Origin of the sequence: Methanosarcina acetivorans C2A (genome assembly GCF_000007345.1) — an archaeon.
Classification (GTDB): domain Archaea; phylum Halobacteriota; class Methanosarcinia; order Methanosarcinales; family Methanosarcinaceae; genus Methanosarcina; species Methanosarcina acetivorans.
This window is the reverse complement of sequence record NC_003552.1, coordinates 4,541,298-4,553,079: the sequence shown is the minus strand read 5'-3', so window position 1 is coordinate 4,553,079 and position 11,782 is coordinate 4,541,298. Positions and strand designations below refer to the sequence as shown.

The 11,782-nt window shown below is 44.2% G+C and carries 14 protein-coding genes; 3 read left to right on the top strand and 11 right to left on the bottom strand.

Going from position 1 to position 11,782, the window contains the following annotated elements:
* Positions 1-600: 600 nt before the first annotated feature.
* The 11 genes from MA_RS19260 to MA_RS19210 all read right to left on the bottom strand — a co-directional run bounded on the left by MA_RS19260 (position 601) and on the right by MA_RS19210 (position 8,350).
* Positions 601-783, bottom strand: a complete 183-nt coding sequence (locus MA_RS19260; protein WP_048065772.1) for a hypothetical protein — start codon at positions 781-783, stop codon at positions 601-603.
* A gap of 516 nt (positions 784-1,299) precedes the next feature.
* Positions 1,300-1,449, bottom strand: coding sequence for a 30S ribosomal protein S27ae (locus MA_RS19255; protein ID WP_011032551.1), 150 nt, complete (start codon positions 1,447-1,449; stop codon positions 1,300-1,302).
* A 21-nt stretch (positions 1,450-1,470) separates the two neighbouring features.
* The gene (locus tag MA_RS19250; RefSeq protein WP_011023602.1) at positions 1,471-1,776 is read right to left on the bottom strand and encodes a 30S ribosomal protein S24e; all 306 of its coding nucleotides are present in this window, start codon (positions 1,774-1,776) and stop codon (positions 1,471-1,473) included.
* Positions 1,757-2,344: a GTP-dependent dephospho-CoA kinase family protein gene (locus MA_RS19245; RefSeq protein WP_011023601.1), complete on the bottom strand. Its 588-nt coding sequence runs from the start codon at positions 2,342-2,344 to the stop codon at positions 1,757-1,759. The genes MA_RS19250 and MA_RS19245 overlap by 20 nt, the downstream gene beginning before the upstream one ends.
* A gap of 1 nt (position 2,345) precedes the next feature.
* The gene (spt4, locus tag MA_RS19240; protein ID WP_011023600.1) at positions 2,346-2,531 is read right to left on the bottom strand and encodes a transcription elongation factor subunit Spt4; all 186 of its coding nucleotides are present in this window, start codon (positions 2,529-2,531) and stop codon (positions 2,346-2,348) included.
* Positions 2,532-2,562: 31 nt separating this feature from the next.
* Entirely contained in the window at positions 2,563-3,147 is a 585-nt protein-coding gene (locus MA_RS19235; RefSeq protein WP_011023599.1) for a DNA-directed RNA polymerase, read from the bottom strand.
* 58 nt (positions 3,148-3,205) lie between these two features.
* Complete coding sequence (locus MA_RS19230) at positions 3,206-3,571, bottom strand: PIN domain-containing protein (protein ID WP_011023598.1); 366 nt, start codon at positions 3,569-3,571, stop codon at positions 3,206-3,208.
* Positions 3,568-4,794, bottom strand: a complete 1,227-nt coding sequence (locus tag MA_RS19225) for a translation initiation factor IF-2 subunit gamma (protein ID WP_048066527.1) — start codon at positions 4,792-4,794, stop codon at positions 3,568-3,570. The genes MA_RS19230 and MA_RS19225 overlap by 4 nt, the downstream gene beginning before the upstream one ends.
* 369 nt (positions 4,795-5,163) lie before the next feature.
* Positions 5,164-6,327 (bottom strand): formate--phosphoribosylaminoimidazolecarboxamide ligase family protein, encoded by a 1,164-nt coding sequence (locus tag MA_RS19220; protein WP_011023596.1) that lies wholly within the window; start codon positions 6,325-6,327, stop codon positions 5,164-5,166.
* 300 nt (positions 6,328-6,627) lie between these two features.
* Positions 6,628-7,371, bottom strand: coding sequence for a stage II sporulation protein M (locus tag MA_RS19215; RefSeq protein ID WP_048066526.1), 744 nt, complete (start codon positions 7,369-7,371; stop codon positions 6,628-6,630).
* Positions 7,372-7,480: 109 nt separating this feature from the next.
* Positions 7,481-8,350 carry a DUF63 family protein gene (locus MA_RS19210; RefSeq protein ID WP_011023594.1) on the bottom strand — a complete coding sequence of 290 codons (870 nt, stop codon included), beginning with the start codon at positions 8,348-8,350 and terminating at the stop codon, positions 7,481-7,483.
* A 733-nt stretch (positions 8,351-9,083) separates the two neighbouring features.
* Between MA_RS19210 and MA_RS19205 the strand changes: the two genes are divergently transcribed.
* From MA_RS19205 to MA_RS19195, 3 genes are all read left to right on the top strand, one after another.
* Positions 9,084-10,154, top strand: a complete 1,071-nt coding sequence (locus MA_RS19205) for an NAD(P)-dependent glycerol-1-phosphate dehydrogenase (RefSeq protein WP_011023593.1) — start codon at positions 9,084-9,086, stop codon at positions 10,152-10,154.
* A gap of 291 nt (positions 10,155-10,445) precedes the next feature.
* Positions 10,446-10,895 carry a UPF0179 family protein gene (locus tag MA_RS19200; RefSeq protein ID WP_011023592.1) on the top strand — a complete coding sequence of 150 codons (450 nt, stop codon included), beginning with the start codon at positions 10,446-10,448 and terminating at the stop codon, positions 10,893-10,895.
* Between the two features lie 75 nt (positions 10,896-10,970).
* Positions 10,971-11,606, top strand: coding sequence for a DUF2150 family protein (locus tag MA_RS19195; protein ID WP_011023591.1), 636 nt, complete (start codon positions 10,971-10,973; stop codon positions 11,604-11,606).
* Positions 11,607-11,782 lie beyond the last annotated feature (176 nt).

Below are 11,782 nucleotides of genomic sequence, written 5' to 3'. Positions count from 1 at the left end.
AATTTTAATTTCAATAACTTTAGCTTTTGCGATCCTTCTTTCTCCTGGTCTGCCCTGGGCCTGCAGTAGCTTCTCCTTCTTTTATAATAGGGTCCTCGGAGAAAATTTACTGGAGGTAGGGAAAACTGTGAGTTATCCTGGATGTGGATAACCTGTCTGATGGACTTTCAGGTTATATTCTGACCGCAAATGCTTTCATTTGCTCTTCAATTTCTTCAGAATATTTTTTGCATATCATAAAGAAACTTTTTCGGCTCTTCGCTATTTCGAGTGGATAACTTACATTCATCTATAAAATGTCGAAGTAGCACATATAAAATTTAGAAACACTTATGTTTGAAAATCACATTCTAGCTTGATGTTTCTCTTTTTGGCATAGCTACTTTTTAACTGAGCAATTATTTTCAATCCACATAGAACAGCGAGGAGCCACTTTTTTTCTGTTTTTTTTGCAGGAATGCCAAGCTTTCCCCTTCCCCTACTCTTTCTTTTCCGGTGGGAGTTTGAAGATAAGCCTGAAATTTCTTATGGTCAGGTTCTTTATGAGAAAGGGTTTTGGCCCCAGACCTTTTATTTTAAAGTTTTTTATGTCCGAGTCCTTTATTGTGATGCTTTTCTTTCTTGTGTTTTTCTCTGACATGTTACCCCCTTTGCTTTCCTGACGTCCTTTAAATTCAGGTTCTTTATAATAAGAGGTTTTGGTCTCAGGCCCTTTACTTTCAGGTTTTTTATGTGAATATTCTTTACTCTGACGATTTTTGTTTTCGCACTTTCCTCAGGCATATTTTATCCTCCTCCTTGCAAAATAGCGCCTGTCCGCTATCTGATGTCAGTCATTCCGTAGATGTCCCGTAGATATTCTCAAAAATGATATATATCTGAGATGTTACTTATTAATAGAAATTAGCATACAAAATAGATAAATTATTGCATGGTTATAACCTCAAAATATGACTTAATAATCTTTTGTGCAATAAATAATTAGGGTCTGAAAATATATAAATATTGAAAGGAGCCCTGCGGTAGCTCCGTGAAAAAGCTGTTGAATTGTTGAAAATCGAAAAGAAAGGGCTCGAATATTTAATGGTGGTATCTGAGCGTGTGAGGAAAAGTTTGATAGACTTCAAAGAATAGCTTGATCGATTTTAAAGAAAAGTTTGATCGATTTTAAAGAAAAGTTTGATCGATTTTAAAGAAAAGTTTGATAGACTTTCCTCCGGAGGAGGACGTGAATGAAAGAAGCCGCAGGAAAACTCCTGCGGTTCGAGTTGAAAAATGAGTTATGATTTCCCTTGCGGGTTATTTCTTGAATTCGGTGTAGCCGCACTTTCCGCAGGCAAGGCGGTTTTTGTGGTCGGCAAGGAATACACCGGGTCCGCATCTGGGACAGAACTGTTTGAGTCTGGTTACGGAGTCGCCCTGGACTTTATAGTAATCTTTTACTGCCATGTTTATACACCTCAGTAAGGCTTAAGCCTCTTCTTCCTCAGCTTCTGCTCCCGGGGCAGGGTTTCTCTTCAGGATATATTCCTGTTCTACCTGCTTCATGCGGGCTTCGTCTGCGTAGACCTTTGCATAGCCTTTGCTTTCCTGCATTCCGTATTCGGTCTTGATCCTCTGGATGATCAGCAGTTCAAGGGGAGCGTTCAACATTGCAGCAAGTTTGTTCCTGACATCACTTCTGGAAGGAGTCGAACCTTCATATTTCACAACGAAATCCAGTTCCCTTCTGTTTAAAAGTGAATTATTCTTGTCTTTAAGGATCTTTATGTCCATCTAGAATTCTCCGTATTTTATCCAATTCAGTATTCTGATTTTTGCTGATGAGCTTTTCAAAAAGTACTCTTATTTCTTCTTTCTTTTCCTCAGTGACCCTCACAAAGACCACACCCTCATCGGGTTGCCCGTAAAGGACCACAGACCCCAGCGGAGCCATAAGGATTACCGGAAGGGTTGCCAGATCCTCTTCTCCCCTTACAAAAATGCGGAGAAGTTTTTCTGAATCGAACGCTTCGCAAAGGGTTTTTATCAGCTCATCGGTGATAATCCCTGCAGGGTTGTCAACCGAAACTTCTTCATAGACTTTATCTCTGTTCCGGTCCGACACATCTCTGGATACCGGTTTCCTTTTGGTACGATTATCCACAATACAGATGTCCGGAATAATCCCGGCTTCGAGCAGGTGGAAGGTAGTAACATCCCCTACGGATATAAGTTTTGTGGGGCTTGCAAGCTCTCCTACAAACTTTTCTACGGTATCCCTGCCCTTCCCCCTGTATAAAGTGCCCAGGGGTCTTTTCATAAGTGGGCGAAGTTCTGTCGGAAGCTCGATATGAACACTCAACTCAGCGCACCTTCAAGGCAAATCTATCCGGGATGTCAACCCCGAGTCTTTTTGCGATTTCCGAGCGTTCCGTGTCAAGGATAATAACAAGTCCACTCCATTCTTCCGCAAGGTCCGAAGTTCCACAAACAGGACAGGTTTGCCCCTCCAGGACCCTCAAGCAGTGTCGACAGACTTTTTCTGACATTGCAAATCCTCTTTTTTGCCTTCTTTTTTATTCAGGCAGCCTCTTTGCCTGGGGCTTCCTGAGGCTGCTTCTTCCTGCGGGCTTCTTCGAGCCACTGCAGTTTCCCTAGAGCAGTCTGGCGCATGGTAAGCCCTATCTTGCTTTCCTTTGGTTCCCTTTCATTGATACTGACTGCAACAATTCTGGCTCTGACATGGTCCCCTTCGGCAATTGATTTGCCTCCGTTTTTAGTGACCAGCCTTGCATTTTTGGCATCATAAGAAATAAAGTCGTCAGTAATCTGGCTGACGTGGAGCAGCCCGTCCATCGGACCCATTCCAACGAAAACTCCAAAGCCAACAGCTTCCACGACCTCTCCTTCAATAATCTCCTGGAGCTCCGGAATGAACATTATGGCTTCGAATGTCACATCATAGTACACAGCCCCGTCTCCTACGAGAATATGTCCTTCTCCGACCTCGTCGATATTGTAAACAGCGACAAGGGAGCCAAGCTTTTTGTCAACCTGTCCTTCAAGTTTTTCCCGTAACGCGTTTTTAATGGTAGGCATTATTTCTTCCCCGAGAAGGGTGGGAGGAATGCGAACAGTATCAATGAGCTTCATTAATTTATACATCTGCTAATCACCCTAAATTTAATCAATGGAACTGCTGCCCGGAAATGTCCGGTGGGTTTCAGACAATATCAAGTCTGTTTTTCTGGCGCAGAGACACGGTTTGGATCCCGTTTTCGGCAAGTCTGCGCTTCAACCCTATATCATTTGTCAGAACAGCCGCTTCCATCTCGCCCGCGAGCCTGAGAATCACATCATCCGCAGGTCCCGTTCCGGCTATTCGTTCGCACCTGTCCATCATGGACCTGGCAACCTTTGCGGCCGTTCTGTTTGAACCTTTTTCCCGCTTTATGAGTTTTTCGATTTCAAATACAACAGCTTCAGGCACATAGAACTCATTAAAACCCAGCCTTTTCAGTTCTTCGAAAATATCCACTCCGAACTGGACAGGGATCATGAACCCGTTAGTATCGATTATGATTTTCAACTCTTTATTACCCCTACTCCAATGAGCCGCCAGCGGGAATCGATTCTCCTGCTAATAGCAACCATAGCTCCGACGGCTGCGCTTATCGGGCGCTTGAGTGCCACCTGAGCTTCATTTTTCCTGGCACTTGTAACGATCCCTACGGTCGTTGCAGTCCCTATATTGAGCATAAGGGGTTCACTGGTCTTGATTTCATTTATCTTTTCTTCCCTTGTAACTCCCACAACCCTGTCGAGCAGGTGAAGTTCCATGACAAACTGGTGCCTGGTCTCAGGCAGGGTGCCTGGGACGCCTGCGATCTGTCCGGTTAAAGAGTCGCCTTTCGTCAGGGTGGGGTCAAGGTAAGTTCCGACAGCCAGAAGCCCACCCGGAGTTGCTTCCTCTACCTTTGTCGGACCTGCATAAATGGATGAAATCGTTGTCACGATAGGAATCCATTTGGTGCTGCCTTCTGTTGTGACTTTTATTCCGGGTCTTATCTCGAGCTCGTCCCCGGGGTGAAGTACGCCTTCCGTAAGGGTGCCTCCGATAACTCCTCCGCGGATTTCATCGATTGAGGCTCCGGGCTTGTTAATGTCAAAAGATCGGGCGATCAACATGCTGGCAGGCTTATCCACTTTGTGTACAGGGGTCGGGATCTGGGTTTCCAGGGCATCGATCAGGACATCAATGTTAATATTCTGCTGGGCAGAAATAGGGATTATAGGCGCGTTTTCGGCAACCGTGCCCTTAACAAATTCCTTTATCTGGTGGTAGTTCTCGACAAGCTTTTCCCTTGATACGAGGTCAATTTTATTCTGGACTATAACAATGTTTTTAATTCCTATGATGTCCAGAGCCATCAGGTGTTCTTTTGTCTGGGGCTGCGGACATTCTTCATTTGCAGCAATTACAAGCACTGCTCCATCCATAATCGCAGCACCGGAAAGCATTGTTGCCATAAGTGTTTCGTGCCCCGGGGCATCTACAAAGGACACTATCCTGTGTTCTTCCGTTTTTTCTCCACAGTTGGGGCAGGTCTTCTCCACAGTATAACATTGAGGAGCAGGGCATTTCGGGCATTTCATGAATGGGGAATCGGCATATCCCAATCTTATCGAAATCCCTCTTTTTACTTCTTCACTATGCGTATCCGTCCACACACCGGATAAAGCTTTGACAAGTGTGGTTTTTCCATGGTCGACATGGCCTACCATGCCGATATTAACACAGGGCTGACTCAAGTTGTAGTTTCCTCCAGTAGAGTGAAGATAATCTGATATAAGGCAGGTATTTTTTCCGAAATCTGTGCCTCCAGGGATTTTAACTCCGGGGTCTGCAGATTTCAATTCTAAATCCAGTCTAATTCTTAATTTTCATTATGTGATCCTTGGTTCTATATAAGCTGTAGATTAAGCGGGATTTTACAGGAACGGGTTTTACATGAGCCCGAATCCCTTCGGGCAAATCCTGAATTTACAGGCTGAAAGCCCGGAAAAGTTTTTTCATTAAATTTCTGGTTATACGTGAATTTCGCAGATTAGGATTATACTTTTAAAGTTTACGGTATCCTGCACAACTCATACTACTAATGCCGGAAAGCCTTAATAAATTTATGTGACGATCATATCAAGTTTCTCAAGCTCCAGAGCGCGCCTGATCTCAAAGGCAAGCCTTCTGCCCGTACTCATCGGCCTTCTCCAGAGGGAGTTGCCGTAGGAATGCCCGACTGACATGTGCACGTTGGTCCCGCCGCCGACTCTCGGGGCCACATCATAAATATAGAAATTCAGGTCCTTGTCCACACAGGTCTGCAGGCAGAAAGGTCCTATAATTCCGGGGGCGTAATGCTCTTGAGTGGCTTTCACATACTTTTCTCCCATTTCGAATACCTTTTCAAGGAGAGACTCACGAAGAGTTGCCGAGTTGTGCCCGCAGACCGTGTATTCCGGAGTGAGCTGGTGCGGGGCAAGAGCCATCTGCTGGGGAGCAGGGAGCCTTACATGCCCGTCAAGGCTGGTCTCAAAGCGCCAGTCAATGCCAAGGAGTTCCAGTTTGCTCATTTTTGGCTCTATAGGGGAGTAGAACATATCAAGGTTGAACACAGGGCCTATAATATACCGCTCGATCCTGGCATTTTCAAGAGCTTCGCGCGTAATAACCCCCTGCTTTATAAGGGCTTCGGATTTTTCCTGGTACTCTTTATAACTTGATGCCGTGAAAAAGCCTCTTTCGAGTTTCTTTACGGCATGGGGAAGCTTTACCATTACGAGCTCGTTAATGTCTTTGGGAGACTCGATTTTTTCCGGAAACGGAAGCCCGGCTTTTTCAAGTATCCAGTAGTAACTCTGCTGTTCGCTTCTCTCCTCGCTCCTGAGGAGGTTCCTGCTCCCTACCATGGGCACTCTGAAATTATCTTCAATCTCATCGATGCTGCAGTAGGAGGTAAAAGAGCGGTTAGGGATAAAAAGCACTTTTTCGTCAACCAGTTTCTGCTGGTTCTGGGGCAGGAGGATTTCGTTATACTTCTTATAGACAACTGTCTCGTCGACAATTCCCCTCTTTATCTTCCCGTAGGGGTCTCTCTGAGCCCTGAAGTATTCGGTGTAAGTCTTCTCCCTGCCTGCCTGGCAGACTGCAAGGGTCCTGAAATCTTCTTCAACTGCTCCATCGCAGATGTCGAGTCCCGAGTGAGAGGCAATTGTCCCCACTTTAATCTTATCAGCATGTGCGTAATAACCTTCAACGATTTCCTTAATTTCTTTCCTATCAATCATATATGATGTCCCTAGGTTTTTTCGAGGTATTGATACTCCAGTGAGATAGGGACCAGATGTGATCCCGTGTGATTCTCTCCATGATCTTCGATGAGACGCCTGAAATACAGTTCATGCCTTAAATACAGGCCCCTGCGGTAGTTTTCCAGGTATTATGAAATAAGAGCTCTGATTGGATTTTTCCCCATTAACAGCTTTACCTATTAAAACCCTTTCTAATAGAAGTAATCGTTTATATAATAGAGGGTAAGCTGGAGGGCTGGTGTGCCCTCTCACGGCAGCTTCGTTTTATCCGATTTTTTAGAGGAAATTCAGGATCAAAGGTGTAATAAAGGTCTCAACTACAGCTGCCACGAAGAGGAGAGGCACAATCCAGCGGAAATAAAATCTCATCCCTCCTTTAAATTCTTTTTTAATTTCAGTGTGCCTGCCTATAAGGGCAGCGAAAACCTGGTGTCCTAACCTGAGCCCTATTCCGGCTGCCAGGAAGACCATGGGCAGTTCCAGTATCCCGTGCGGGAGCAGAGCAAGTACGATAAAAAGCAGGCCTCTTTCCTGGGCTACGAGGTGCGAGATTACTCCTACAATATATCCATTGAAGGCGACAAACAAAACCGGAAGAACCCCGAAGGCTAGCCCCAGTATAAGAAAGAGCAGGCTCACAAAGGCATTATTAAGAAAGATTCCAAACATAATTACTAGCGGATGCATAGCCAGGAGGGGCTCGAAGCGGTTGCTGAAATCTTTCATGAGTTCATCAGCCATATGCGGAAAATTTGCCGATGAGTTATAGCCTGCAAGCAGAGCCACGAAAAATACCCCGGCCATTATAAGGAAATAAGGCCAGATAAAATTCAGATAGCTGGTAAACTCGGATATTTTTGAGTTAGTTCTTTCCCCTGGCCTGGATTTTGTTTCTCCGCTTTCAGTTAAATGGAAATTTTCCACGGGGGCATATATTTTTTCTTCCCTTTCCCCTTCGGAAGTTTCTGCTTGTTCTTCTCCGTTTCTCTCCCTCAAATAATATTCTTCCTCTTTTTCCATGTTCATCCCCCAAGGATTTAACCCCTTAAATTCGGGTTCAGCAAGCAACGGTTTTCCATTCCTTTCAGATCTCCGAGTGCCGGCTGCAGACCCCTATTTTTCATTTCTTTCAGATTCCCAGCATCATTCGAATTGTGTTTCGAGTTGCCGGAGAAAGCCCGAGGATCAAAATAACCATCTTGATAAGCATCTTCAGGTTTTCGGACTCCTCATCTTTCTCAAACTGGGTATCAAGTGCATAAATAACCCCTACGAAGATAATTAGCTTCAACGGATACATAACCAATGCGGTACCCGTAAGTTCAATGAGATAAGATGGAAGCACGTGTTTTTCAAAGTATCCCAGTTTCTCTATTCCTATGTATGTCGAAGAAGCATCCATCATATGGGCGAGCAGGATTGAGAGGTTCAGGGGGTTGGTAAAGATCGCGGACTTAAAGTGACGGGCAACCAGGTAAAAGACAAGGGTCAGTCCTGTTCCCACTCCGATAACAAAGACCGGAACGTACGCGGCGACGACATTTTCATAATGTAGAAGAACGCCAAGGTTTAAGAAAAACCATACCAGCCCGAAGCCTGCGAACACGGGATGATAATCTTCCACAAACCCTGCTTTCTGCAGCCTGATTGAGAGCCAGAGGCAGATTACGGTTACCCCGAAAACCAGGAAATAAATATTCGGGGTTATAAGCAAATAGGAGAACGGGGGGTGAAAGATGCCGGCAGGGGAATCTTCAAGCACGCGCAGAGAAGAGCCTGCAAGTACGAATGGCAGGATTGAGAGAATAAACTCGGGGGTTATTTTTACTTCCAGCTTTTTGAGGAGCTTGAAAATCCCGAAAATACAGATGCCCAGTACGATTGCCCAGGTAAAGGTATTTACAAGATTATACCCTTCATCGCCCTTAATGGGATCCAGGTAGTAGGTATTGATAAATTGTGAAATCTTATCCGTTAAAATATTCATCTTATCACTCATTCAAAATGGCAATAACCTAATACAATTAATACTTACTGTACATAACTGAGTTTGCGTACTGGCTTATTTATCTGAAACAAACTTCTTTCCGAACTATGAATGTGGGAATCTCAACTGGTGAACGGTGTTCGGTTTAATCACAGATATTTCTTTGCCTTCTCGAAGCTTTGTTTCAGGAAAAGCAGATATCTTATAGGAATGTTATATCGAATAAATTTTATATTACTTCATTTTTATAATTAATATATGTAATTGTATCTGTTAACGGGTAAGGGTCAATAGACCTATCAACAGAGATGAAATTGATTGAAGGAAAGTCGGGAAAGAAGGATGTGAAGTAAACCGAGCTGAAGCATTTTCTTCTTAATCCCTCTGAGAATTAAGTTAATGAATTAAGTTTACCTATTAAACAGGTATTTGATATATTGTCCAAATTCTCTGCAGGTTTTACTATCTGTCGATATAATCCCTGATGCTTATCTGCTGGTGTTAAATACCCGGATGATTAGAGATATCTGCAGAGACAGTTGAGATGTAAATCTTCAGTAAGTAAGCCTCAATTCCGGCTGGCTTAAACCTGCCTTATTAATCAGGTCTATATTAGCTCTTTATCACAACTAAATATCACAACTAAATATCACAACTAAATATCACAAAAATATCACAACTAAATATCACAAAAATATCACAACTAAATATCACAAAAATATCACAACTAAAAATTCATGCGGGTATGAAATTGACCATCAATAAAAACAGCGCAAAATGGATGCAGCTTCCACGGGACGTGCTTGTCGGGCATGGCGTACTTGAGGAAATCGGAGATGTTTGCAGGGACCTGAAACTGAAAGGGAATGCGCTGATAGTTACCGGAAACACTACCCGGGACGTCGCGGGTAAAAGAGTGAGCACACTCCTGGAAAACGCAGGGAGCAGCACAGAAATGGTGCTTACCTGCAGGGCAACCATGGAGGAAGTCGATAAAATAATGCAAAAAGCCTCCGAGACCGGGGCTACTTTTCTTCTCGGGATCGGAAGCGGCAGATCCATTGACCTTGCAAAACTCGCTTCCACAAGGCTCGAAATCCCCTTTATCAGTGTGCCGACAGCAGCTTCTCATGACGGTATCGCGTCTTCCCGCGCCTCAATAATTGACAACGGAAAAAATGCTTCCGTACAGGCCCAGGCCCCTATTGCCGTAGTTGCAGACACCGAAATCATCTCGGCGGCTCCGTTCCGGTTTCTTGTAGCCGGCTGTGGAGACATTATTTCCAATTACACGGCAGTTCTGGACTGGGAGCTTGCAAGCAGGCTCCGAAACGAGTATTTCGGGGAATATGCTGCCGCTCTCTCCCGTATGGCAGCAAGGGTGGTAATAGAAAATGCCGATTCGATAAAACCGGAACATGAGACGTCTGCCAGGCTTGTGGTAAAAGCTCTGGTTTCGAATGGGGTTGCAATGAGCATTGCAGGCTCTTCAAGGCCGGCTTCGGGGTCGGAACATATGTTCAGCCACGCCCTTGACAGGATTGCCCCAAAGCCTGCGCTGCACGGTGAACAATGTGGAGTTGGTACGATCATGATGATGTACCTGCACGGGGGAAACTGGCAGGAGATCCGGGACGCCTTAAAAAAGATCGGGGCTCCCACGAATGCAGAAGAACTGGGCATAGAAGATAGATATATAGTTGAAGCCCTTTTACATGCACACAGTATCCGTCCGGACCGATACACAATTCTCGGAAACGGGCTTACTCCCTCGGCAGCCGAGAAGGTTGCAAGAATCACAAAGGTCATAAGTTGAAAAGTTGTTTTAACTCAGGCTGAAGCAAAAAATCAACAACTGTTTAAAATATCATAAAGATAAACAATGATATCTCAGAATCTTTCAGGCCGGGGTTCAGATCTAATTTCAGATCTAATAAGTATTAACGGCCCATTTGAGTTTAAATGAATTCGATTTATTCAGGATAATCCGTCTTAAGTGCCTGACTTCAGGTCTAATCTCAATACTAATTAGAAATATTTTGGGATCAGCTCCCGGAATCCCGAAAAACCAACGAATACCAGAATATATTTAAACGGAAGAACTATTATGACAGAAAGTGATACAAAAATAACACTCATCGGATCACGGCTGGCAAGGGAAGGACTGGAATTCATATTCAAAGGTGAAATGCCTGAATGTAAGAAATGCCGGTTGAAGAATACATGCCTTAACCTTGAACCCGGACGCAGGTATAGGGTCGAGAGAATCAGAAGCAAGGACATACATGAATGTTTCCTGCACGACAGCGGGGTACTTGCTGTGGACGTCAGCAGGGCTCCTATCCTGACAACTCTGGAATCGAGAAAGGCCGTTGAAGGAGCAAAAATTATGTATGAGCCAGCCAAATGTGGAAAGAGAGAGTGCAGCGTGTATGAGGTCTGCCACCCGGAAGGGCTTTTAAAAGGGGACAAATGCAAAATCGTAGAGGTCCTTGAAAGCCTTGACTCAAAATGTGAAGCCGGCAATTCCTTGAAAAAAGTGAAACTTGCCTGGTGAACATAAACAAACACCTTTTAGTAATAGTAAGATTGATTATTAATTAATAAAAAAGGTATATAAGCGGTGTTATAAGTGCCTGAACATGAAATGAACCAGGTCCCCCCCTATGAATTTTATACCCAAAAGCGCTGGGAAAACTGGCTCGGACGGGCAAGGGAAAGCGGTTTTCAAATAAAAGAAACAGAAGAAGAAGTCGGGAAGGAAAGTGCCGTATTTGTCAATATGGTTGACGACGTGATCCTTGCCTGCCTGAAAGTAACCGCTCGTTTTGAAAAAGCTATGCTCTCCAAGGAAAAAGCTCTGCAAATTCTTGAGGAGATAAGGGATATCGTGCTTTCCGAGGTCGATCCCATTTCTGAAGATATCGACCTTATGATCGATTCAGTACAGACCTCTCTTATGGGGGCGCTTGTCGCCTTTGAATGTTATGTTATGGGTGATTATGAGGGCGAAGCAAGTATCGATGAACTTATAAAAGCAGCAGTCGATGCCGAAGCCTCGGATAACCTTGACCTTGCTCTTGATTACACTGCCCAGTGCGGCGCAATCGTGCTTAAAGGACAGAGCCTGCCTGAAGAGGCAATGGCTGAACTCCCGTACGGCATTGTTGCAGAGTGGCTCGACGGGATTGATTCTATCTCGGCAGCAATGGTCGGAAGTGACAGTTACAAAGAATTTGATGAAGACGATGAGGAAGACGCCGTATAACATCTTCCTTTTAAACTTTTCTTTAAATTTTATATATATTTGAGGTTTTTAAGTATCTGAATTTCAGATACGATTTTTAAATATACAATTTGGCATGAAAGTGCCTTCAAGTACTTTCATTTTTTGGGCCCGTTATTCGAAGAGTTTCATGTTCGTTTTTTTAATTCAATACATTG

Excerpts from the sequence above, each read along its gene's own strand:
- MA_RS19260 (WP_048065772.1), bottom strand. The coding sequence starts at position 783 with ATGCCTGAGGAAAGTGCGAAAACAAAAATCGTCAGAGTAAAGAATATT.
- MA_RS19255 (WP_011032551.1), bottom strand. The coding sequence starts at position 1,449 with ATGGCAGTAAAAGATTACTATAAAGTCCAGGGCGACTCCGTAACCAGA.
- MA_RS19250 (WP_011023602.1), bottom strand. The coding sequence starts at position 1,776 with ATGGACATAAAGATCCTTAAAGACAAGAATAATTCACTTTTAAACAGA.
- spt4 (WP_011023600.1), bottom strand. The coding sequence starts at position 2,531 with ATGTCAGAAAAAGTCTGTCGACACTGCTTGAGGGTCCTGGAGGGGCAA.
- MA_RS19235 (WP_011023599.1), bottom strand. The coding sequence starts at position 3,147 with ATGTATAAATTAATGAAGCTCATTGATACTGTTCGCATTCCTCCCACC.
- MA_RS19220 (WP_011023596.1), bottom strand. The coding sequence starts at position 6,327 with ATGATTGATAGGAAAGAAATTAAGGAAATCGTTGAAGGTTATTACGCA.
- MA_RS19215 (WP_048066526.1), bottom strand. The coding sequence starts at position 7,371 with ATGGAAAAAGAGGAAGAATATTATTTGAGGGAGAGAAACGGAGAAGAA.
- MA_RS19210 (WP_011023594.1), bottom strand. The coding sequence starts at position 8,350 with ATGAGTGATAAGATGAATATTTTAACGGATAAGATTTCACAATTTATC.
- MA_RS19205 (WP_011023593.1), top strand. The coding sequence starts at position 9,084 with ATGAAATTGACCATCAATAAAAACAGCGCAAAATGGATGCAGCTTCCA.
- MA_RS19200 (WP_011023592.1), top strand. The coding sequence starts at position 10,446 with ATGACAGAAAGTGATACAAAAATAACACTCATCGGATCACGGCTGGCA.